This is a genomic window from Streptomyces sp. NPDC046122 (genome assembly GCF_056429965.1).
Map to the genome: position 1 here is coordinate 141,197 of NZ_JBWKLQ010000009.1, position 22,204 is coordinate 163,400.

A 22,204-nucleotide genomic window follows, 5' to 3' on the forward strand; every position below is an offset into this window, starting at 1 on the left:
CCAGCAACTGAGCGTAGTCAGGGAGTCACGTGGGGTGGAAACGGGCGTTCGATGAAGCGCTACGGGAACTGAAGGAAGCACGCACGCAGCTGGGACGTCTGGACGATCCGACGGTGGGTCTTCCCGCGTTGCACGGCGAACTCGCGCAGGCCCGCATGAAGATCCAGGAGGTCGTGCAGAACGGTGTCACCGGGCTGCGCGAGGAAAACCGCGAGCTGCGCCGCCGCCAGGACAAAATGATCGGCGAGCTGCAGGAGAGCAGGGACGAGACGCGGGAGGAGCTGCGGCAGCTGCGCGAGCTCACCGACATCCTGCGCGGCCTCGCCACAGCACCAACTGCCGCCCCGCAGCAGTCACCCGGGGCAGTCGCCGGTCCCGGGCCGGACGGCGACGCGAACATCACCGGACTGTCCCGGGAGGCAGTGCCCGGCCGTGAGGACCAAGGGGAGAACGTGGACACTGCAGGCCAGGACAGGCATGCGCGGCAAACGACTGGGAGCGAGAGGGCGGACGCCGGTCTGAAGAACGCCATCGAGGCCGCCTGCCTAGGCACGGCCCCTGAACCCGTACCCGAGCTCACCGCCTCCAGGCAGACGCCCGAACCCCGGCTCAAGGACCCGAAGGCCGCACACGGGGTCCTCTTGCTGAGAGCAGCCGGCGTCGCCTCGGCCGAGCTGGTCCTTCACCGCGACACCTGGGAGTTCCTCTCCTCGCTCGCCGTCGACCACGGCCACTTCCGCACCCCGCCCGCCGTGGAGGACATCAAGGAGGGCCGCGTCCAGGCCGCCCTCTCGGGGCGCTCACTCATCGCCGTCCTGATCGAGCTCTGGAACACACGGAACACCGCCACCGTCCTGGAGGCCGACTGGGCTCTGGCCACCACCGCCTACAACCGGATCGCGGCTGGGCTCGCCGGTGTCACCGGCTCCGGGGAAACCATTCGCATCACCCTTGACGACGGACTCGGCCACGCCGGTACCGGCGACGGCTGAGACACCTGCGGGGAGGTCCGCACCAGGCGGGCCTCCCACGCTTACGCGGATTGCCTTCTCCGGCGGGCCCTGATACCCGTCCTCCCCACCCCGGACAGCAACGAGGATGCGGTGGACGCAGTCGGCAAGAAACAGTGCGCATCACGGTGAACTCCCCGAGAAACCGACCTGGGCCAATAGGGGGTCAAGCGCCCGGGAGAAAGAGGCAGAACGGGTGACCATGAGGGTCACGGAGGACCCGTACGCCCTTCTGCGGCTGGTACTCCTCCAACGTCGCGCCCAGGGCGCAGGCTCGCTCGGTCTCCGCATCCAAGTCGTCGACTTGCAGGTCCAAGTGCGCCTGCATCTGCTGAGTGCCCGGGCGTTGAGGCCACACGGGAGGCGTGTGGTCGGTCTCCATTTGGAAGCTGAGGCCAGGGCGTTCCTGTTCCGGAGCCCGCAGTCGGACCCAGTCGGGCTCCCGCTCGACTTCCAGCCAGCCCAGCAGCGCGCGGTAGAAGTCGGCCAGCGCGGGCGGATCGGGAGTACCGAGAACAATGGCACCGAGCATCGTCGTCATGCCCCCACCGTGCCCCTGTGGCTCGCCTCCATGCCTCTGCCTGCGCACTCTCCCCGTATAAGGGGCGCAGCCACGTAAGCAGCGATCTTCCCGGCCGGGACCGCGTAAACACCCTTCGGGGCCGACCGCCAACCACTGCGGCCGACCCCTAGGAGGCCACGCTCTGTTCCACTCCCACTCAACAAAGCGGGTGCCCACGCGAGACGGCTTCTAACACCCGGAAGAGCAATCCGGTGGCTGAGGTGCCGGCGGCACCCGGGTCCGCCGGGCGGAACCGCTGCCAGCTGTGGGCCGGACCTGACCCGCGCCGGGATCACGGCGGCGAACTGCTCACGGGCCTCAGGACCCAACACGTCGGCCCTCTGGGAGACCGTTTCGAGTTTTTCGACGAGCACGGCAACCCTTTCGACCTCCGGCGGCGACCCCTGCATCGATCGCCCCCTCTTCACAGAACGGAATCCCTTATGAGTTCGACTCGCCGTACGGCCCGTCATCGCAGACCGCGAAGGGCCCTGGCAATCGGCGTGCCACTGGCGCTGGCCGCTTCCGGCGTTCTGGCGTACGGGTCCGTGTTCGGGCTGGGACCGGGAGAAGAGGAGAGGGCCGCAGCGGCGGAGGCGCCGGCTTGGGCGGTTGCCGCCGCCGACGGGTTCGCCTCGGTCGACGCTCTCGGGCAGAACGGTACGTACGGCGGTCGGGGCGGCAGGACCGTCACCGTCAAGACGCTCGCCGACCTCGAGAAGTACGCCACTGCCCCGGAGCCGTACGTCATAGTCGTCGCCGGCGCGATCAACATGTCCCCCGTCGGCAAGGAGATCAGGGTCGCTTCGGACAAGACGATCATCGGATCCGGGACCCTGGGGCACATCGTCGGCGGCGGCTTCTTCCTCGGTCAGGGCGTTCACAACGTGATCATCCGAAACTTGACGATCAGGGACTCGTACCAGGGAGTGTGGAACGACAAGGAGCACGACTTCGACGCCATCCAGATGGACGGCGCCCACCATGTGTGGATCGACCACAACGACCTGCGGCACACCGCTGACGGACTGATCGACGTCCGCAAGGACAGCACGTACGTGACGGTCTCCTGGAACAGGCTGAGCAACGCCAACAAGGCCTTCGGCATCGGATGGACCCAGAACGTCGTCACCGACATCACGATTCACCACAACTGGGTCCGTGAGACCGAACAGCGCAACCCGTCCACGGACAACGCCGCCCACGCGCACCTCTACAACAACTTCATGGAGGACGTCCCGGGCACGTCCATCAAGTCCTCCTACGGCAACTACGCACGCGGCAAGACGCGGATGCTGCTGGAGAACTCCTACTTCCAGGGTATGAACAACCCCGTGATCAGGGACGCCACTGCCGCTCTCGTGCAGCGAGGCAGCATCTTCTCCGGCACGAGCGGACGCAACGAGCACGGCGGCGGTTCGGCTTTCGATCCGAAGAAGTATTACGGCTACACCCTGGACGCGGCCGGCAAGGTTCCTGCGCTGGTGAAGTCCGGAGCCGGGCCACGGGGCTCCCTCGGTACGGCGGCCGCGACCACCGCTGCCGCCGCCAAAACCCTCACGGTCGCCAAGGACGGCACAGGTCAGTACAGGACAGTGCAGGCCGCGGTGGACGCCGTACCCGCCGGGAATCCCTCCCGCGTGGTCATCTCCGTGAAACCGGGTACGTACCGCGAGACGGTGAACGTTCCGGCGAACAAGCCGCACGTCACCATCCAGGGCTCGGGCGCAAGCCGCAAGGACACGGTGATCGTGTACGGCAACGCGGCCGGCATGCGGAAGCCGGACGGCTCGGGCACGTACGGCACTCCGGGCAGCGCCACGGCCGCCGTCCGGTCGGACGATTCCCAGCTCCGCAACCTCACCGTCTCGAACGACTTCGACGAGGCCGCGAACCAGTCCGTGAACGGCCATCAGGCGGTCGCCCTACTCACGACGGCGGACAAGATCGTGCTGGACGGGCTCATCGTCACCGGCGACCAGGACACCCTGGAGCTGGAAACGGCGGCGAAGGACAAGCCCGGCCGCGTCTACGTCACCAACTCCTACATCGTCGGCAACGTCGACTTCATCTTCGGCCGCGCCACCGCTGTGATCGACCGGTCGGTCATCACCCTGAAGAAGCGCTGGAACGGCACCTCGGCCGGCTATATCACCGCCCCCAGCACACCGGCGGGCCGCAACGGCATCCTCATCAACCGCTCCACGGTCAACGGTGACGTGGACGCGTCTTCGTTCCACCTCGGCCGGAACTGGCACCCCGGTGGCGACACAACGGCCGACCCCCAGGCCACCGTCCGCAACTCGACCCTCAGCGCCGCGATCAAGCGCACTCCCTGGACCGACATGGGCGGTTTCTCCTGGAAGGACGACCGCTTCGCCGAGTACATGAACACCGGTCCGGGCGCCGGTCCGAAGAGCAGCGAGCGGCCTCATCTGACGGACGCCCAGGCCGCGTCCCAGGAGGTCTCGGACTGGCTGGGCGACTGGACCCCGTAAGCGGTGGTGGAGAGTGGAGCCCGGGAGATACGTCACCGAGTGGCTCCCGGCGCCGGAGGCGGGGACGGAAGGTCAGGTGCCGGGTCGCGGCTGCTCATCAGTGGCGGGTGGTCGCACGTGGACTGCCAGTACGGCGGTGTCGTCGTCCACGCCGGTGCCGAAGGCGTCGAGCAGGTCGCGGACCGCGTCGATGGTGGCCGATGCGGTGGCGGGGGCCAGCGCGCGACCGAAGCCGAGGAGGGCGTCGTCGCCGTACCGGTCCTCGCCGCCCGCGCTGGTGTGCGCTTCGGTCAGGCCGTCGGTGTGCAGCAGCAGGGTGTCGCCGGGGGCGAGGTGGACGGTGACGGTGGCGATGTCGGGGTCGGGCAGGACGCCGATGAGCTGCCCGCCGGGCGTGGGCAGGTAGTCTGCGGTGCCGTCCGCGCGCATCAGCAGGGCCGGAGGGTGGCCTCCGCTGGCCAGGACGATGCGGAAGCCGCCCTGTTCGTTGTCAGGGGTGAGCAGGCCGAAGATGACGGTGCAGAAGCGGGGATCAATGCCGTGGTACTCGTGGTTCAGGACCGTGTTGAGGTTGGCGAGGACGGCGGCCGGGTCTGGGTCGTAGACGGCGGCGGCGCGCAGGGTGTAGCGGGCCAGGGAGGTGACGGCCGCGGCGGCGGCGCCCTTGCCGCAGACGTCGCCGAGGAACAGCCCCCAGGTGCCCGCGGTGAGGGGGAAGAGGTCGTAGAAGTCGCCGCCGACCTCGTCGACGGAGGCGATGTGGTAGTGCGCGGCCACGTCCAGGCCCGGGACGTTCGCCAGCGCCGGCGGCAGCAGCGTCCTCTGCAGTGTGGCGTTCAGGCGCTGGAGTCGGTCGCGTTCCTGGTCGGCTTCCCTGCGGGCGCGCAGCAGCTCCGTCTCGTAGGCGCGGCGGTCGCGGGCGTCGAAGACGGTGGTACGGATGAGCAGCGGCTGCCCGTCGCTGGCTGTCTTGACGGTGGAGGTCACCAGGACCGGCAGGCGCGAACCGTCGGCGGCCTCGAGTTCCAGTGCGATGCCGCTGATCTCGCCCTGCATCTGCAGCAGCGGGGCGAAGTGGGTCTCGTAATAGAGCCGGCCGCCGACGGTGAGCAGCTCGGAGAAGGATTTGCGGCCCACCAGGTCGTCCCGCTCGAAGCCCAGCCAGCCCAGCAGGGTGGCGTTGATCTTGGCGATCTGGCCGTCCAGGAGGGTGGACACGTACCCGCACGGGGCGTTCTCGTACAGGTCCTCCGTGCTGTCCTCCAGCAGTGCGGAGAACGTCTGGTCGTCGTCCGCGCGCTCTTCACCATGGGGGTCGCCGCCCTGGTCGCCGCCCATCTCGCACATCACCGCAGGGCCCCGGCGAACGCGGCGATCGCCTCAGCGGTCTCCTCGGCGGCACTGAGCCGGGGGCAGTGCCCGGTGGCGTCCAGGGTGACGAGCCGGCCGCCCTCGGTCTGGGACTGGACGAAGGCGCCGGCCTCCGGTGGGGCGATGGCGTCACTGGAGGTCTCGGCCACCAGGGTGGCCACCTCGACCTTCGCCAGGTCGTCGCGGTTGTCGGACAGGAACGTCACACGGGCGGAGACCCGGGCGATGTCCGGGTCGGTGGCGCAGAAGCCCGGGCGCCACATGTTCTGGTCGCGCCCGAACCCATGGGCCGGCAGCACCGACGGTCCGCCCGGCCGGCCGGACACCCGTACCCGGTTCCTGCTCAGCACGTCCATGAAGCCATCCTCGCAGACACGGAGGGCCTGGCGAGAGCACTCATGATCAACGCTGCGACATGTCGGCTCACCGGCCGCCAGGGAGCATGACCCGCCCGGTGTCAGCCGGTGGTGCACGGGATTGCTGCCGTATCCCACGTCGGCGAGCACGGGCCGGTGCGGAGGCGGTTGCCATCCGGGCCTGCCACGGTCCGCCTGGTCGAAGACACCCTCCCCCGCGCCACCGGCCCCGCCGACGCCAGCGGTCTGCCGGGAACCGAGGCCGGTGTGCGCCGGTCGGTGCCCATGACCTGGCAGCCGGTGCGGGATTCACGGAAAGCCGTTTCGAGTGTTGCCGCGGTGCCTCTACTGTGGCGCGGTGATGACTGACGTGATCGTTCTCAACGGTGGTTCCAGCTCGGGGAAGTCCGGGATCGCCCGGTGTCTGCAGGCAGTCCTGCCGGATCCGTGGCTGGCCCTCGGGACCGACACACTGGTTGAGGCGATGCCGGCGTCCATGCAGACAGCGGATGCCGGGATCGAGTTCGCTCCGAACGGACAGGTGAGCGTAGGGCCGGAGTTCCGGACGTTGGAAGCGGCCTGGCTCGAGGGGGTCGCCGCGATGGCCCGTGCGGGTGCCCGGGTCATCGTCGATGAGGTCTTCCTCGGTGGAGCGGAATCGCAGAAGCGATGGCTGAAGGCTTTGGGCGAGCTGCGGGTGCTGTGGGTCGGCGTCCGGTGTGACAGTGCCGTCGCCGCGGGCCGGGAGGTCGCACGAGGTAATCGGGTCATCGGGATGGCGGCGTCTCAGGCAGACTTGGTCCATCGAGGCGTGGTCTACGACCTGGAGGTGGACACCTCGCAGGCCGAGTCGATGGAGTGCGCCCGGGCCATCGCCGCGCATGTCAGCTGACCGGCGGCACGGCCGCCTGCCCCTTCGACCCCCGTCGCCGGGACGGTCAGGCGGTTCTTCCCGGGGTGCTGAGGCCAGGGGTCGTCCTGCCCACCGGTGGCGGTACGGCGCAATCGAATCGGTTGTGAGCTTGAAAGGTGAGGGTGCCGTCCCCGGATGACAGGCCTCTGAGGGAGACCTGAGTGATGATCAGGTGACCCACGCGTCGTTCGCGACGGCACAGACCAGCGCGGCGACGGCGGAGAGTGGCTGGATGAGTCGGGCAGTACGACCCGGCTGCGGTTGCCCCCCGATCGGTTCGTGAGAGGCCGGGGTCAACCTCTTGACCTCGGCGGCCCGAGCCACTAACTTGCGGTAATCGTCGACCCATATCTACCGGAAGGAGGCGACCAGCGGATGTACACCAGCTCTGATCTCGGTCGCCTCGCCCAGTGCACTGCCTGGGTTCCGGGTCGGATCGCGCACGGCTGCTGATCACGCCGTTCTGATGTGCCCGTTCGTGGCGCATTCCGGGTTTCCCGTCAACACCTTCCGGCACGCCTGTCTTGCGTGCCCTGCTGCGCCCGCACCTCTCCCGTGGCGCATCTGAACACAGAAAGCTGCCTGAAAATTGGCGAATATGATGAATTCACCGATCGCGCACCGAAACGAAGGTCCGTCATGGTAGCGGCGCGGATCACGGTCAACGGGAAAGAAGCACCCATTTCACCGGCTGCGCCCCACACCACAGCGCTGGATTTCCTGCGCGAGCGTGGCCTCACCGGAACCAAGGAGGGCTGCGCCGAAGGTGAGTGCGGCGCCTGCTCGGTCCTGGTGGCCCGTCCCGGGGTGAACAAGCCCACCGACTGGGTGGCGGTCAACGCCTGCCTGGTGCCGGTCGCGGCACTCGACGGTCAGGAGATCATCACCTCCGAGGGTCTCGCCACCGCCGGTGAACCCGGCAAGCCGCCCACCCTGCACCCGGTGCAGGAGGAGATGGCCGTGCGCGGCGGCTCCCAATGCGGTTACTGCACACCGGGATTCGTCTGCAGCATGGCCGCCGAGTACTACCGGCCCAACCGCTGTGCCCACGCGGCATCGGACGACAGCACGGGCGCGGACGAGAGCACGGACGCCGAGCACGGTCCGAACGGTTTCGACCTGCACGCGCTGAGCGGAAACCTCTGTCGCTGCACCGGTTATCGTCCGATTCGCGATGCGGCGTTCGCCGTCGGTGCACCCACCGACGAGGATCCGCTGGCGCGGCGTCGCGAGCAGTCCCCGCCCGCACCGGCTGCCACCGAGTACACCCAGGGCGACAGTGCCTTCCTGCGCAAGAGCACTCTGGCCGAGACGCTGGAGTTGCTGCGCGAGCGGCCCGACGCGGTGGTTGTCGCCGGTTCCACCGACTGGGGCGTCGAAGTGAACATCCGCTCTCGCAGGGCGGATTGTGTGGTCGCCATCGACCGGCTGCCCGAACTGCGGGAGCTGCGGGTCGAATCCGACTGCGTCGAGATTGGCGCGGCGCTGACACTCACCGAGATAGAACGCCGCCTCGACGGCGATGTCCCGTTGCTGGCCGAGCTGTTCCCGCAGTTCGCATCCCGGCTCATCCGCAACGGTGCGACCCTCGGCGGCAACCTCGGTACCGGCTCCCCCATCGGTGACAGCCCGCCGGTGCTGCTCGCGCTGGAGGCATCTGTGGTGCTCGCCGACGCCGACGGTGAGCGCCAGGTCCCGCTGGCGGACTACTTCACCGGTTACCGGCAGAGCGTCCGCCGTCCCGGCGAGCTGATCCGCTCGGTGCGCATCCCACTGCCCCTGTCGCGGACCGCAGCCTTCCACAAGATCGCCAAGCGGCGCTTCGACGACATCTCCAGCGTCGCAGTCGCCTTCGCGCTCGACATCGAGGACGGAATCGTCCGCAAGGCGCGCATCGGCCTGGGCGGCGTGGCCGCCACCCCGATCCGCGCCCTCGCCACCGAGGCGGCCCTGGAGGGCAAGTCGTGGGCGAAGGAGACCGTCGAAGCCGCAGCCCCCGTACTGGAGGCCGAGGGCACACCGATGGACGATCATCGCGCCAGTGCCGGATACCGTTCCGCGATGCTCGGCCAGAGCCTGCTGAAGCTGTACGCCCAGACCACCGAGGCGGTGTCGTCATGAGCCATCTGTCCGAGCGTCCCGAAATGCCCACCGTAGGCCTTTCCATGCCGCACGAGAGCGCCGGCCTGCACGTCACCGGTACCGCGCTCTACACCGACGACCTGATCCACCGCACCAAGGACGTGCTGCACGCCTACCCGGTGCAGGTCATGAAGGCCCACGGCAGGATCACCGCACTGCGCACCAAGCCCGCGCTCGCCGTGCCCGGGGTGGTCCGCGTGCTGACCGTCGCCGACGTGCCCGGTGTCAACGACGCCGGTATGAAGCACGACGAGCCGCTGTTCCCGGACGAGGTCATGTTCCACGGCCACGCGGTCGCCTGGGTGCTGGGCGAGACCCTTGAAGCGGCCCGGCTCGGTGCGGCGGCCGTCGAGGTCGAGCTCGACGACCTGCCTTCCGTCATCACGCTGCAGGACGCGATCGCGGCCGAAAGCTTCCACGGCGCCCGGCCCGCGATGGTGACCGGCGACGTCGACGCGGGCTTCGCCGACTCCGCGCACGTGTTCACCGGCGAGTTCCAGTTCTCCGACCAGGAGCACTTCTACCTCGAGACGCACGCGGCGCTGGCCCTTGTCGACGAGAACGGGCAGCTGTTCGTCCAGAGCAGCACCCAGCACCCCTCGGAGACACAGGAGATCGTCGCGCACGTGCTCGGCCTGCACAGCCACGAGGTGACTGTGCAGTGCCTGCGGATGGGTGGCGGCTTCGGCGGCAAGGAGATGCAGCCCCACGGTTTCGCGGCCATCGCCGCGCTCGGCGCGAAGCTGACCGGCCGGCCGGTCCGGGTACGGCTCAACCGCACCCAGGACCTGACCATGTCCGGGAAGCGGCACGGATTCCACGCCACCTGGAAGATCGGCTTCGACGCCGACGGCCGCATCCAGGCCCTGGACGCCACCCTGACCGCGGACGGCGGCTGGAGCCTGGACCTGTCCGAGCCGGTTGTCGCACGCGCGCTGTGCCACATCGACAACACCTACTGGATCCCCAACGCCCGCGTCACCGGCCGCATCGCGAAGACCAACAAGGTCTCCAACACCGCCTTCCGCGGCTTCGGCGGCCCCCAGGGCATGCTGGTGATCGAGGACGTCCTGGGCCGGTGTGCGCCGCTCCTCGGCCTGGATCCGATGGAGTTGCGGGAGCGCAACTTCTACCGGCCGGGGCAGGGCCAGACCACGCCGTACGGGCAGCCGGTCACCCAGGCCGAACGGATCTCCACCATCTGGCAGCAGGTGCAGGCCGACGCCGGCATCGCCGATCGCAAGCGCGAGATCGCGGCCTTCAATGCCGCACACCCGAACACCAAGCGGGCGCTCGCGATCACCGGGATCAAGTTCGGCATCTCTTTCAACCTCACCGCCTTCAACCAGGGCGGCGCGCTGGTGCTCATCTACAAGGACGGCTCCGTCCTGATCACCCACGGCGGCACCGAGATGGGCCAGGGCCTGCACACCAAGATGCTGCAGGTGGCGGCGACCTCGCTGGGCATCCCGCTGCACAAGGTGCGGCTGGCCCCGACGCGTACCGACAAGGTGCCCAACACCTCGGCCACCGCCGCCAGTTCCGGGGCGGACCTCAACGGTGCGGCGGTGAAGAACGCCTGCGAGCAGCTGCGTGAGCGGCTGCTGCGGGTGGCCGCCACCCAGCTGGGCACGAACGCCTCGGACGTACGCATCGTCGAGGGGGTCGCGCGCGCCCTGGGCAGCGACAAGGAGCTGGCCTGGGACGACCTGGTCCGCACCGCGTACTTCCAGCGGGTCCAGTTGTCGGCGGCCGGTTTCTACCGGACCGAAGGTCTGCACTGGGACGCGAAGACGTTCCGCGGCTCGCCGTTCAAGTACTTCTCGTACGGCGCCGCCGCGGCCGAGGTGGAGGTGGACGGCTTCACCGGCGCGTACCGCATCCGGCGGGTGGACATCGTGCACGATGTCGGTGACAGCCTGTCCCCGCTGATCGACATCGGTCAGGTCGAGGGTGGCTTCGTGCAGGGGGCGGGCTGGCTGACGCTCGAGGACATGCGCTGGGACGCCACTGACGGGCCGAACCGCGGTCGGTTGCTGACCCAGGCCGCGAGCACCTACAAGCTGCCGAGCTTTTCGGAGATGCCCGAGGAGTTCAACGTCACGCTGCTGGAGAACGCCACCGAGGAGGGCGCGGTCTTCGGGTCCAAGGCGGTGGGTGAGCCTCCGCTGATGCTGGCGTTCTCGGTGCGGGAGGCGTTGCGGCAGGCCGCCGCCGCGTTCGGGGCGAGCGGGACCAGCGTCGAGCTGGCTTCGCCCGCTACCCCGGAGGCGGTGTACTGGGCGATCCAGGCGGCTCGCCAGGACGATGCCGCCAGGAATGGTCATGCCCGTACCGGATCTGCCGCCGGCGGCCACACCGGAAACGGGCTCGGCGCCAACGGCAGGATCCGGACCGGCGCAATAGCGTTGAACGGTGCCTGACATGACGTGGGTTGCCGCGGTCGCGCGGTTGCGAGCACGCCGGGAGTCCGGCGTGCTGGTCACCGTTGCGACCGTGCGCGGCCATGCCCCGCGCGATGCCGGTGCGAAGCTCGTCGTGGGGCAGACCGAGACATGGGGCTCAGTCGGCGGCGGCAATGTCGAGGCCGTCGCGATCGACCGGGCCCGGGAGATGCTCGCCGCGTCCAAGCCCGAGCCGGAGCTGATTGATTTCGCTTTGAACGACAAGGTGACGAACCGGCACGGCGTGCAGTGCTGCGGTGGCACGGTCTCGGTGCTGCTGGAACCGCTGCCGGTCGTACGGGCGGTAGCGGTCTTCGGCGTCGGGCACGTCGGGCTGGAACTGGCGCGCATCCTGGCACGTCAGGACCTCGACCTCCACTTGATCGACACCCGCTCCGACCTCCTCACCAAGGAGCGGCTCGAGGTGCTGGCGGACGCGGTGGCGCAGGTGCACGTGCATCACACGCCGCTGCTGCCCGAGGAGGTGCTGGAAGAGTTGCCGCACGGCACCCATGTCCTGATCATGACCCATGATCACGCCGAGGATGCCGCTCTGTGTGATGCCGCCTTGCGGACATCACACCTCGGCTCCATCGGGTTGATCGGGTCCGCGGCCAAGTGGGTGCGGTTCCGCAAGCGCCTCGCTGTCGAGGGCGGGCACGACGAGGCCACGATCGAACGGATCAAGACCCCTATCGGGCTGGCCGACATCACCGGCAAGGAACCGGCGACGATCGCCGTGAGCGTCGCCGCCGATCTGCTGCGCACCTTCGAAACCGAGGGAGACTGACGCTTCACTCGGATCGACCGGGGTGCCCCGCGCTCGTGCGAACGCACGGATGCGGGGCACCCTGGTGATCCGGCGGGTTCGATTCGCTCGATGCCAGGGCGCGGCAAACCCGGTTGTCAGTAATCGATGCGGTCGGTCTTGGCCAGCCAGGCGTCGAACGGCGCCGTCCGGTTGGGCATTTCCACTCGCTCGATCACCATGGGCCACAGCTCCGCGGGCTTCTTCTCGAACAGCTCGTAGAACTTGCGGTCGTCGAAACCGGCCACTGACGCGTCATCTCTGTCAGCGGCGAAGATGATCCGGTCGACTCGCGCCCACAGCGCAGAGGAAAGACACATCGGGCACGGCTCACACGAGGTGACCAGGACGCAGCCCTCGAGTGAGAAGCTGCCCAGCTTCTGGCAGGCGGCACGGAGCGCGCTCACCTCGCCGTGCGCCGTCGGGTCCAGGTGTGAAGTGACCTGGTTGTTCCCGATCGCGACGATCTCGCCATCCTTGATGATCAGTGCGCCGAACGGACCTCCGCCGTTCTGCACGCTGTTGGTGGCCAGGCCGATGGCCTGGTCCATCCAGGTGCGCTCGAGCTCCTGAATGCTCGTTTCCTGGGCGTGCGCGGTCATGTTCACTCCTTTGTCACAGACGTGAGGACTCCCCCGAATGCTCTGCCCGGGCCGGACTCCGGACGGGCGACGATCGGGGGCGACACGTGGGGTTTCGCGTATGCCGACTTGAGATCAGCCGGGTAGGCGACACCTCCGGAGTCCAATGCGGCCGGGCGCCGGCCATGGGCTCCGGTTCAGATCGGGGCGCAGCTCGGGTGCGACCCCCGTCGCATGGCGGATCGCATTCACGACCGCCGGGTCGGACAAGGACTGTCCCCCGTACGGTGGGATGCCAGGAGGATCGAGGTCTTGGCCAGGCGATCCGGTACGACGCGGACGCCCCTCGAACGTGGTGGTAGTGCGCTCACAACAGATGCAACTCCCCCGTGTTTTTTGCACGTTGTGTGAGGAGTACACAGCAGAGCGAGCGGAGCCAGGTAGGGGCGGAAGACCTGAAAGCCCCGCTGGCTGAGGCCGCCTCTTCGTAGACTTCTACAAGAACCGTTCTGCCTCAACGACCGTAACAGGACACGGCAGTTGGTACCGCACGTACTGTGGGATGCGCACTGGGCGCAGGAGGCCGACGGTCAGCCTGTTCTCGCGACGCTGGGGACGGGCTGTCCCGACACGGGGAGGCGCACGGCGAGTACGGCCACATCGTCGTCGTTGTCGGTGGGGCGGGCTCGTTCCATGAGCAGGTTGCTGAACGACTCCAGGGGCCGGTGGGCGAGGGACGCGGCGTGCCGGCGCAGTCGTTCCATCCCGTGATCGATGGGGTTCCGAGGCGATTCGACCAGGCCGTCGGTGTAGAGCACGAGGGTGGACAGCGGTGGCAGGACGCACGTGGCGTCAACGCGGGGCATGCCGGCCTCAGCACCGAGGAGAAGACCGTGACCGTCGGTGAGGTAGCGCGCCTGGCCGTCGTGTGTGACCAGCAGGGGCGGTGGGTGGCCGGCGTTGGTCCACTGCAGCTGCCACTGGCCGTCGTCGGTGGGTTCCAGCCGTCCGAGGATCATGGTGGCCATGGCTACTTCCGCGATGTGCGGCAGTGCTTGGTCGAAGCGGCTGACGATGACACCGGGCGGCTCTTGCTGGGACCAGGCGTAGGCGCGGAGGATGTTGCGGAGCTGGGCCATGCCGGCCGCAGCATCGAGATCGTGTCCCACGACGTCGCCGATGACCAGGGCGAGGGCGCGGTCGGGCAGGTGGAAGGCGTCGTACCAGTCGCCGCCGACCTGCGAGGCATGGGGCGCGGGCAGGTAGCGGGCTGTCATCTGAAGACCGGGGACCTGCGGCATCTGTGGCAGCAGGTGCCGCTGCATGGTCTCGGCGACTTTGCGTTGGCGCTGGTAGAGGCGGGCGTTGTCGAGTGCCAGGCCGGCGCGGCGTGTGATGTCCTCCACCAGCGGGATTTCGGCGGTGGTGAAGGGCTCGGGCCGCGTGGATCTGCCGAGGGTGAGTGCTCCGAGGACCTCCCGAAGGCCCCGGACGGGTGCGATGACGGCCGAGTGGATGCCTGTGGTGTCGAAGAGGTTGCGCTGTTCGACGGCGATGCCGGAGTCCGGTGGGCCCTGGTACGTCTGCGGTGTCGCCAGTGTGGAACCGGCACCGCGCAGGGCCCGGGACAACGGCAGCGGCGAGGCCGCCGGCACTGGCGGCATGGCCCCTTGCAGGTCCTCGCGGCGTACGATCCGGCCGTCCTCGGCGCAGGCCACGACAGCGCGCACCACCTCGTCGGTGTCGGTGATCAGATCGATGACCGCCCAGTCCGCCAGCAGGGGGACCACCAGCCGCACCAGCCGGTCCAGCGCCTCGTCGACGTCCAGGGTGGCGGTCAGCTGAGTGGTGGTCTCGGCCAGCAGCGCCAGTCGCTCCAGCTCCGGCAGCAGCTCCGCCTCGATGGCCGGCACGGGCAGATGCGCGCCTGATCGGTCGTACTCGTGGAACGTCACCAGAGCGCCGACTTCGCGGGGTGTGAAACGGAAGGGCGCGAGCAGCCAGGACATGGCCAGCAGGGCCCCGTTCCCGCGCTCGAAGTAGCCCAGATCCTCCTGCCGTGCCCGGCCGGCGACGAAGGCCTCCATCATCGGACACCGGCTGCGCGGCAGGGGCATCCCGTGGGCGTCCCGGTGCAGGAGATCGTGCGCGTCCTGACCGAGGAGGCTGTCTGCACCCCGGTCGAGGAGCACCTCGGCCTGAGCGTTCACCGCGACGATGAGCCCGTCGGCGTCGACCGCGTACGCTCCGAGTCCAAGGCGATCCAATGCGTCACCCAAGAGGCGCTGCATCGCCTGTAGGCGCTTGCCGGCCTCCGGCGGCTGGTAGGAACCGCTCATCGCCCGCACCTCAATCCCTCGGCCGCATCATTTCGCATATGCCAGATGCGGTGCCCGATTCTGGGAGTCGCATGCCGGGGCCGGCCGGATGGCACCTCCTTCATACACATCGTGACCGCTCGCATGCTCTCTTCCCGGATGCCGCTCAGCGCAAGATCGCCTTCGCATGGCCAGCAACAGTATCCCTTGTGCGCCCTGCTCGAGTGGCGAGGCGAAGGGCGCAACCGGAGGCATCCTCCGTGTGACTCGCGGTGCTGCGCGATCGGGCTGAGGCACCAGCCGACGGAGCTGCATCCCCGTCGGTGCCGCACGCCCGACCGACGGCCTACCGCGGTGTCTCCGTAAACGTCCCGGGCGCACCGGCCAACGCACCGAACGTTCTCGACCACGGCGTGGACTCCGGTCCGGCAGGCATCCGTGCGCGACGCCCCGGCCGCGCTCCGGGGCCGAGCGATACGCGCAGTTGCCCGCCAGCGCGTCCGGCACCAGGGTGAACAGCCCGCCGACCATGAGCATGATCAGAACCCCCGCCACGGCTGTCATCCAAGTGGCGGCTGCTGGGCCCGCGCGCCCGCGAGGGGGGATGCGGCGCGAGCTCCCGACCCTCCTTGTCCCGCTGGCCCCGTGGGTCTCCGTACGCTCTCGCCGTTGTTCGCCATCGCCCTCCCCCAGGCTGCGGGCGGCCGCAGCCCTCCGTGCCGTCGAATGCTCATTCCCGCTCGTCGGCGTGGCGCCCGGGACCGGCCCGTCCGACGTTGCCGGCCGTCGTCGCGGACGGCTTTCGGCTCCCCGCATGTGGCCTGACCCGGCCCAAGCCGTTTCGTTACGGATTAGGCTCGGTACCGTGTTGCCGTAGCCCCGGTGGGGGTTCGTCCTGATCCGGCTGGGTGTCGTCGGCAGAGCGGTGGGGATGACGTATGCCCGGGTGTGGCCGGCAGGTTCCGCGGGTCACCTTGCGCGGGGCGGAGGCGGGGGCCACGTGCGCGGCCTGCCGCCGCCGGTGGCTCGGAAGTACGGCTGAAAGCCGGCCGAGTCACCGGTCGCGGGCGGGCATGCAGCGCCTCTCGGCCGGCGCGGCGCCCGAGAGGTGCCTGGCGAAAACTGCGCGCGATGAAGCAGATCGGCGGCTCATCGGGCGCCGTCTTCGGCCAGTGAGTGAGCGACGAGAGCGTTGGCGTGCCCGTGGCCCAGACCATGCTCGGCCTTGAGCCAGGCCACGAGCTCCATGTGCCTGGTCAGGTGTGACGCGCGGATGATCTCCTTCCACTCCGCGATGGGACGGCCGTACTTCTTTTCAATGGCGGGGAAATAGCTGGCGGGCCCCTTCACCGGTGCGGTCATACCGCTACCTCATTTCCTTGCTCGTGATCTTGGATTGCACTGCCTTGTCGCGTACGTTCCAGTCCGTCAAAAAGTCCGGCGCTCATCCCGCGTGCTCCCCGGCGAAGAAGTCGGCAAGGGCCGGAGCCAGGACCTTCGCGTCGATGGCGTGCTCCTCCCCCGGGAAGACGCGCAGGGTGAAGTTGTCGCCCCCCGCGGCGAGTTCCCGCGCGCCGGTCAGCATGTGCGGCGCGCCCGCGTCTCCACAGCCGACCAGAACGGGAACGGTCACGGGCGTCCATCGCTCGACCGGCAGTGGGCGCCCGGACATGGTGTCGCCCATGATCCGGCCGTCGTAGGGCAGGGTGCGCGCGACGCCTTCCATGCCCGCCCAGAACGGGGCCTGCCGCATGCCCGCGACGACCTCGTCGGGCAGGCCGACCGCCGCCGTCATGAAGTAGGCGACGGCATCCCCGTACGCCTCGCGACCCACGAGTGCGGTCAGGTGCTCCACGTAGTCGGCGGGCAGCGGCGGCCGGCTGTCGTCGGTGACGAACGGCGGCTCGTACAGCGCGAGGCGCGACACGGCGCTGCCGCGGGCAGTGGCCTCCAGTGCGAGGACGGCCCCCGAGGACATGCCGAAGACCATGGCTGTTCCGCCGCCCGGGCCGTCGATCAGCGCGTCGAGGTCCTCGATCTCGCGTCGCACGTCGTAGGCAGGACTGTCCCCGCTGTCGCCGCGGCCCCGGCGGTCGTACGTGATCACTGCGAAGCGCTCGGCCAGCAGGCCGGCGAGTTCGGCGCAATCGCCGCGCGTCATGAACGCGCCCCCGACGAGCACCACTTCAGGGCCCGAGCCCTGACGTTCGAAAGCGATGACCGTGCCGTCGGCGGAGACTACCTGATCCATGCGGAACCCCCATTGATGCGCAGCGCGGGCGACAGCCCTGACTTCGGAACTGGACGGTACAGTACCCATATGGGTACTGGTCAGTCCAGTACTATCCTCGGCGGGGGGCGACAGCGGATGGAACAGCGAGAGGAAGCCGATGATGGACAGCCGGTCAGCGCGCAAGCACCAGGCGATCCTGGACGCGGCGACCACCGTGTTCCTCAGCAAGGGCTACGCGGGTACCAGCATGGACGACATCGCGAAGCTGGCCGCGGTGTCCAAGCAGACCGTCTACAAGCACTTCGCGGACAAGGAGAAGCTGTTCGCCGAGATCGTGCTCGCCACGACCGACCGCATCGACGCCATGGTGGACCTGGTGGCCGACATCCCCGCGGACGCCGATGCCCTCGACGAGAACCTGACCGGCCTCGCCCGCCAGTTCCTTACAGCTCTCACTCAGTCTCAGGTGATCCAGCTGCGACGCCTCATCATCGCCAACGCCGACGCCTTCCCCGAGCTGGGCGCTGCCTGGTACGAGCAAGGCTTCGAACGGGTGCTGGCGACCCTGGCGGCCACCTTCCAGCGCCTCACCGACAAGGGACTGCTCAAGACCGACGACCCGATGCTGGCCGCTCACCACTTCGCCGGACTGCTGCTGTGGATCCCTGTGAACCAGGCCATGTTCCACGGTGGCCCCCGGCACAGCGAGGCCGACCTCAACCGCTACGCCGAAGGCGGCATCCGCGCCTTCCTCGCCGCGTACGCCTGACCCGAGCCCTCCAGCAGTCGCGCCTGACCCGCACGGGGTGAACGGCGGCGGCGGACGTCGACCGACTCGGTGGTGTGGACGCGCGGAGCCCTCCACCGCGGCGCGGTGGAGGGCCGTGTTGCGTGGCGCCGGGGGGCGCCGAGCCGGTCTGTGTCGCGTCAGACGCCGGCGATGCTCTGGATCCAGGAGCGGTACGCCGTCACGTTCGTGTACGCGGTGGTGGTCTGGCGGTCACTCGTGGAGGCGACACCCACCTGCACACCGTTGGCCATCATGGGGCCGCCCGAGTCGCCGCCCGCCGTGATGCCGTTGCCTCGGCGGGCGCAGATGGCGGAGCCGTTGTACGCGTCACGGCAACCGCCGGTCACGACCACGTCGGCGACCTTGAGGTACTGGGACTGGCAGTTGGCTTCCGAGCCGCACTGGTACGTCGCGCCCCAGCCGTACACCTGCACCGTCTGGTTCACCGACACGGAGCCCGGCTGGCCCAGGCGGGCGTAGGTACCGGAGACGGAACGGTCGAGCCTGACCAGGGACAGGTCCGAGGACGCGTGGTTGTACACGCTGGTCCCGTTGGCCACGGTCCCGCCGGTGGTCTGGTCGAGGCTGCCGATGCGGAACGACAGTCCGCCGCCACCGACACAGTGCTTCGCCGTGAGGATCCAGGTGGGAGCGACGATCGATGCGCTGCAGGTCTGCCGGCCGTTGGAGAAGAGGCGGGCAGCCCAGGGGGCGTTGCCGGCGTATCCGCCGCCGATGATCGGCTGGGCCTCGGTGCCGGGGGCAACTGCGGGGGTGCTGGGGGGCGGCGATGCCTGCGCCGCAGCGCTGGGAGCCAGCCCTAATACGGAAAGGGCGGCGATCGCGAGGGCAGGGAGCAGTCTGGCTATTCGCACGTTCGTCTCCATTGTGTGGGGGGTGGAACGTCCTCGGTGAGGACCACATGTCCGCATAGGTATGCGGTAATTGCGCACGCACAGGCCGGGGTGAGCCTGTCACGTGCATGCCATTTCGGCTGTGGCGAATGTGGCAGACGAGCCCTCAATCCCACAAGGGGTTGGGTTGCGAAAGTTCGCCAACCAGCCCGCCGAGTCGACGATTCAGAGGCATTTGCCCTGTTCAACGGACGTTCTCACGCCGAATGGCGACAATCGGGCTTTGCCTGCCGACCAGAACGGCTCGACGTCATGGGCGCGATCAACGGGCCTCTGGTCGCCAGCGGAATCCCGACGGTTGCCAGGCCAACTATCCGCGTAGATATGCGTGTTCAGGAATGCACAGGCCAGATTCTGCGGTATTCAGCGCCGGTCGCCGAAGATTCCAGGGTCGGCCCCAGGCCGGTTGCCCACGGCCCTCGTGGTGGTTCGCGCCTGTGTGCCCCTGGCGGTACGGCGGGCAACTGGCGGCGGTACGTCCGGACATGACGGCCGGTGGTAGGGGTGCGACAGCGCTCAGCTACCGGGCCAGTCCTGCTCGGCGGTCACCCCGTGTGCGATGCGCCGCCACTGGCTCTCCCCGCCGGGCAGGGGCCAGGCCCAGGTCGGCTGTTCCGCGGTGTTCAGGTCGTGGAGGAGGCGGACGAGCTGCGGGCCGGCGGTGGCGGCGCCGTCCGGGACGGTGGGGCCATGGGCGGCGCGGAGTTCGGCGAAGCGTGCCAGTTCGTACGCGTAGAAGCTCACGGCCTCATCGGTGCGCGCGGCCAGGTCGTCGCGCGGCACCGTGCGGTGCAACTGCAGTAGCGGAGGCTCCACGGACTCGGCGATCGCCGCGGCCAGCCGCGCGTGACCGTCCAGGATCAGATGGCAGTCCAGGCCACTGACCCACCACAACAGAACGGGCGGGAGCGTCCCTTCACGGGCCTGCTTACGGTACGCCTTGACCCGGCTGTCGCCGGGACCGGGCATCGGGCGCAGCGGCAGGACCTCCCAGGAATGAGAGTGGACGAACCAGTCGATGTGCCCGTCCGGCTGGCCGTCGACGAGCATGGAACTCCAGTACTCGGCATGCGAAGTGCCGGCGTGGCGCCAGCGCAGCAGCGGACTCTCGCACGAGAGCAGCCATCGACCCTCGTGCAGCGGGCTGTCCGACGCAGCGATGAGGTACTGCGCGAAGCGGTGAGCCCACCGTTCAGGGCTGCCCGCCAGAGTGCGTGCCACGTCCGCGCGCAGCGGCGGAACAAAGGAGCGGTACTCGTCGGTGCGCCAGAAGTCGACGCCCTCCAGGTGCTCGTCGACGACGGCGAGCAGCACGGGCCGCGACAGCCGGGAGACCAAGAGCCTCGGCCCGGCACTGAAGACACACAGCCCCGGTTGGTGGCGGTCCTGTACGTCCAGGGACAGGCCCACCCACGTGCCGTCGTCCCGCGTGACATCGCTGCGCTGCATCCCGAGAGCGTAGACGGTTGCTGTGGGGGGCCTCCCACACCAACCATCGGCCGGGCCGGCACGATCCACACACTCCACGAGTGATTCCCCGCGACGCCGCGGACCGGGTCCGGACGATGCGCTTCCCGCCCCGCCCATGGCCGCTGCCGAAGGCCCGCCTGATCGCCACCGACATCGACTGGCCCCGCGGCCAGGAGCCGGAAATCCGCGGACCGATCTACGCCTTGCTCCTGTTGCTCACCGGCCGGACGGCCGCCGCTGAGGAGCGACTGGACCGCGCTCCGCCGCACCCCGCCCCGGAGCCGCCGAACACAACACACGTGCCATGCGAGGGAATTAGGTTCTGTCCTCAATTGTCGCGCCACGCCCGTGCCGGCGGACAGCGCGGCTACCTGACGCCGCACCAACCGCCCGGCAAGCCGGAGGACCGCTCATGTGATCACGCTGGCGGCTCTCGATCGACCGGTGCACAGTCAACCGACAGAAGATCGAGCAACCGAACGAGAACGGGAGTGCGGTGTGAGCGGGGCTGGGGGGCAGGACGGGTCGTCCGTGCCCGAAGAGGAGTGGGAGCGGTTCCTCCGTGAATCGGCGACGGGTGCGGCCGGGGCCCCGGTGGAGCCGTCGGCGCGCGCCCGCGAAGTGGAGCGGCGGCTGCGGGAGCGCTCCGGGCAGCCGGAGGGCTGGCGTACGTACTCACCGCCCCGGCCCCGGCGCAGGACAGGCTGGTACGCGACCGGGCTGGTGGCTGCCGTGGCCCTCCTGGTCGTGGGGCTCTTCCCTCAGCGGGTCGTCGGCTGGTTCGGTGGCAACGACGGCGGGCAGGACGGGGCTCCGTTGGCCGCCGAGTCGCAAGGCCTGCGCCAGGCGCCCGGCGCCGAGCCGGATCTGCGTCCTACCCTGACTGACACCCTTCCGGGGTTCGCCTGCCGCCCGCTGGGCCGACGGAGCGGCAGGGATCACGGTGCCATCCGCCAAGGCGACCGGCTGGATGGACGCCACGCAGGTCGGGCGGGCACTACGGCAGAGCCGGGACTTCCTGGTGGCGGCGGGTCTCGACCCCCGTGTGCTGCGCGGCGAGCGGCCCACGAAGGCGATCGCGCTGTTGAACCCGCACCAGAGGGACGTCCAGAAGTATCTGCGCACCGCCCTGTCGTCGACGGCGCCGGCTCCGGAGACCGACCCACTGCTGTTGTTCAGCCGCTTCCGTCCGGAGCAGGCCCGGCTGGTCGGTGACGTGGTCAAGACGCGCGGTCGGCTCACGTACCGGGAAGGGAAGCGGCGGACGGTCGAGGTGACGGCGGACGTCACCTTTGTGTACCCGACGACCCCCGCGGGCGACGGTGACCGGGACGCCGAGGTCGTCCGTACCATCGTGCGGCGCGAGGTGGTGATGAGCTGGGACGACCCGGCCAGGGTCATCACCGAACCGGGCGCTATGTCCCTCGTCTCGTACGCACTCGACATGACCAACGGCGGCTGCTCCGCCCCGACTGGCTACTTCGTGCCGCCCTTCGGCACGGCCGACGAGCAGCCCGCCGACGAGGCCCACCGGGTCGATCCGTACGACCGCAGCAAGCCCATTGACACGGACAACGGCACGACGGCCAGGGGAAACGGCTGCGCGACGGCCACCCGCTCCTAGAGCCTGGCGCTGGATGTCACGTCCCAGCTCATGGCGCTCCGCGAGCGGATCGACGTGCCGGCATGGGCCTGATCAGCGACCAGTTGGTTCAGCCGGCCCTCTCCCCCTGCAGTTCGTCCACCGTTGGTGGCCTGTCTCGCTTCGGATCTTGACCGATCTTTCGCGAGGGG

At 69.1% G+C, this 22,204-nt stretch carries 15 protein-coding genes and 2 pseudogenes; 8 read left to right on the forward strand and 9 right to left on the reverse strand.

What is annotated here, in order from left to right; translation table 11 throughout:
• The first annotated feature begins 113 nt into the window (after window positions 1–113).
• Complete coding sequence (locus AC07FK_RS23695) at window positions 114–992, forward strand: hypothetical protein (RefSeq protein ID WP_479106916.1); 879 nt, start codon at window positions 114–116, stop codon at window positions 990–992.
• Window positions 993–1,176: 184 nt separating this feature from the next.
• Here AC07FK_RS23695 and AC07FK_RS23700 read toward each other — a convergent pair whose 3' ends face one another.
• Window positions 1,177–1,551, reverse strand: a complete 375-nt coding sequence (locus AC07FK_RS23700) for a VOC family protein (protein ID WP_479106917.1) — start codon at window positions 1,549–1,551, stop codon at window positions 1,177–1,179.
• A gap of 464 nt (window positions 1,552–2,015) precedes the next feature.
• Here AC07FK_RS23700 and AC07FK_RS23705 point away from each other — a divergent pair, with 464 nt between their 5' ends.
• Window positions 2,016–4,070: a pectinesterase family protein gene (locus tag AC07FK_RS23705; RefSeq protein ID WP_479106918.1), complete on the forward strand. Its 2,055-nt coding sequence runs from the start codon at window positions 2,016–2,018 to the stop codon at window positions 4,068–4,070.
• Window positions 4,071–4,142: 72 nt separating this feature from the next.
• Here AC07FK_RS23705 and AC07FK_RS23710 read toward each other — a convergent pair whose 3' ends face one another.
• On the reverse strand, window positions 4,143–5,408 hold the full coding sequence (locus AC07FK_RS23710; protein ID WP_479106919.1) for a PP2C family protein-serine/threonine phosphatase: 1,266 nt from the start codon (window positions 5,406–5,408) through the stop codon (window positions 4,143–4,145).
• Window positions 5,409–5,416: 8 nt separating this feature from the next.
• Window positions 5,417–5,689 (reverse strand): annotated as a pseudogene (locus tag AC07FK_RS23715) (alpha/beta fold hydrolase); the annotation flags it as partial.
• Between the two features lie 469 nt (window positions 5,690–6,158).
• Here AC07FK_RS23715 and cpt point away from each other — a divergent pair.
• From cpt to xdhC, 4 genes are all read left to right on the forward strand, one after another.
• On the forward strand, window positions 6,159–6,689 hold the full coding sequence (gene cpt / locus AC07FK_RS23720; protein WP_479106920.1) for a chloramphenicol phosphotransferase CPT: 531 nt from the start codon (window positions 6,159–6,161) through the stop codon (window positions 6,687–6,689).
• Window positions 6,690–7,349: 660 nt separating this feature from the next.
• A complete protein-coding gene (locus tag AC07FK_RS23725; RefSeq protein ID WP_479106985.1) occupies window positions 7,350–8,831 on the forward strand; it encodes a xanthine dehydrogenase small subunit in 1,482 nt (493 codons plus the stop codon).
• On the forward strand, window positions 8,828–11,275 hold the full coding sequence (gene xdhB / locus AC07FK_RS23730; protein ID WP_479106921.1) for a xanthine dehydrogenase molybdopterin binding subunit: 2,448 nt from the start codon (window positions 8,828–8,830) through the stop codon (window positions 11,273–11,275). Before AC07FK_RS23725 ends, xdhB begins: the two co-directional genes overlap by 4 nt.
• A gap of 1 nt (window position 11,276) precedes the next feature.
• Window positions 11,277–12,086: a xanthine dehydrogenase accessory protein XdhC gene (gene xdhC, locus AC07FK_RS23735; protein WP_479106986.1), complete on the forward strand. Its 810-nt coding sequence runs from the start codon at window positions 11,277–11,279 to the stop codon at window positions 12,084–12,086.
• A 116-nt stretch (window positions 12,087–12,202) separates the two neighbouring features.
• Here the strand turns inward: xdhC and AC07FK_RS23740 are convergent, their stop codons facing one another.
• The 4 genes from AC07FK_RS23740 to AC07FK_RS23755 all read right to left on the reverse strand — a co-directional run bounded on the left by AC07FK_RS23740 (window position 12,203) and on the right by AC07FK_RS23755 (window position 17,254).
• Complete coding sequence (locus tag AC07FK_RS23740; protein WP_479106922.1) at window positions 12,203–12,706, reverse strand: nucleoside deaminase; 504 nt, start codon at window positions 12,704–12,706, stop codon at window positions 12,203–12,205.
• Between the two features lie 569 nt (window positions 12,707–13,275).
• A complete protein-coding gene (locus AC07FK_RS23745; protein ID WP_479106923.1) occupies window positions 13,276–15,024 on the reverse strand; it encodes a SpoIIE family protein phosphatase in 1,749 nt (582 codons plus the stop codon).
• A gap of 1,128 nt (window positions 15,025–16,152) precedes the next feature.
• Window positions 16,153–16,365, reverse strand: a complete 213-nt coding sequence (locus tag AC07FK_RS23750) for a DUF4287 domain-containing protein (RefSeq protein ID WP_479106924.1) — start codon at window positions 16,363–16,365, stop codon at window positions 16,153–16,155.
• 82 nt (window positions 16,366–16,447) lie between these two features.
• Window positions 16,448–17,254 (reverse strand): alpha/beta fold hydrolase, encoded by an 807-nt coding sequence (locus AC07FK_RS23755; RefSeq protein WP_479106925.1) that lies wholly within the window; start codon window positions 17,252–17,254, stop codon window positions 16,448–16,450.
• A 142-nt stretch (window positions 17,255–17,396) separates the two neighbouring features.
• Between AC07FK_RS23755 and AC07FK_RS23760 the strand changes: the two genes are divergently transcribed.
• The gene (locus AC07FK_RS23760) at window positions 17,397–18,005 is read left to right on the forward strand and encodes a TetR/AcrR family transcriptional regulator (protein ID WP_479106926.1); all 609 of its coding nucleotides are present in this window, start codon (window positions 17,397–17,399) and stop codon (window positions 18,003–18,005) included.
• Window positions 18,006–18,163: 158 nt separating this feature from the next.
• Here the strand turns inward: AC07FK_RS23760 and AC07FK_RS23765 are convergent, their stop codons facing one another.
• Both AC07FK_RS23765 and AC07FK_RS23770 read right to left on the reverse strand, forming a co-directional pair.
• The gene (locus AC07FK_RS23765; RefSeq protein WP_479106927.1) at window positions 18,164–18,901 is read right to left on the reverse strand and encodes a S1 family peptidase; all 738 of its coding nucleotides are present in this window, start codon (window positions 18,899–18,901) and stop codon (window positions 18,164–18,166) included.
• 555 nt (window positions 18,902–19,456) lie between these two features.
• Entirely contained in the window at window positions 19,457–20,389 is a 933-nt protein-coding gene (locus tag AC07FK_RS23770; RefSeq protein WP_479106928.1) for a hypothetical protein, read from the reverse strand.
• Window positions 20,390–20,941: 552 nt separating this feature from the next.
• Between AC07FK_RS23770 and AC07FK_RS23775 the strand changes: the two are divergent.
• A pseudogene (locus AC07FK_RS23775) lies at window positions 20,942–22,034 on the forward strand (hypothetical protein).
• The last annotated feature ends 170 nt before the right edge of the window (window positions 22,035–22,204 follow it).

Excerpts from the sequence above, each read along its gene's own strand:
- AC07FK_RS23700 (WP_479106917.1), bottom strand. The coding sequence starts at position 1,551 with ATGACGACGATGCTCGGTGCCATTGTTCTCGGTACTCCCGATCCGCCC.
- AC07FK_RS23705 (WP_479106918.1), top strand. The coding sequence starts at position 2,016 with ATGAGTTCGACTCGCCGTACGGCCCGTCATCGCAGACCGCGAAGGGCC.
- AC07FK_RS23710 (WP_479106919.1), bottom strand. The coding sequence starts at position 5,408 with ATGGGCGGCGACCAGGGCGGCGACCCCCATGGTGAAGAGCGCGCGGAC.
- cpt (WP_479106920.1), top strand. The coding sequence starts at position 6,159 with ATGACTGACGTGATCGTTCTCAACGGTGGTTCCAGCTCGGGGAAGTCC.
- AC07FK_RS23725 (WP_479106985.1), top strand. The coding sequence starts at position 7,350 with ATGGTAGCGGCGCGGATCACGGTCAACGGGAAAGAAGCACCCATTTCA.
- xdhB (WP_479106921.1), top strand. The coding sequence starts at position 8,828 with ATGAGCCATCTGTCCGAGCGTCCCGAAATGCCCACCGTAGGCCTTTCC.
- xdhC (WP_479106986.1), top strand. The coding sequence starts at position 11,277 with ATGACGTGGGTTGCCGCGGTCGCGCGGTTGCGAGCACGCCGGGAGTCC.
- AC07FK_RS23740 (WP_479106922.1), bottom strand. The coding sequence starts at position 12,706 with ATGACCGCGCACGCCCAGGAAACGAGCATTCAGGAGCTCGAGCGCACC.
- AC07FK_RS23745 (WP_479106923.1), bottom strand. The coding sequence starts at position 15,024 with ATGAGCGGTTCCTACCAGCCGCCGGAGGCCGGCAAGCGCCTACAGGCG.
- AC07FK_RS23750 (WP_479106924.1), bottom strand. The coding sequence starts at position 16,365 with ATGACCGCACCGGTGAAGGGGCCCGCCAGCTATTTCCCCGCCATTGAA.
- AC07FK_RS23755 (WP_479106925.1), bottom strand. The coding sequence starts at position 17,254 with ATGGATCAGGTAGTCTCCGCCGACGGCACGGTCATCGCTTTCGAACGT.
- AC07FK_RS23760 (WP_479106926.1), top strand. The coding sequence starts at position 17,397 with ATGGACAGCCGGTCAGCGCGCAAGCACCAGGCGATCCTGGACGCGGCG.
- AC07FK_RS23770 (WP_479106928.1), bottom strand. The coding sequence starts at position 20,389 with ATGCAGCGCAGCGATGTCACGCGGGACGACGGCACGTGGGTGGGCCTG.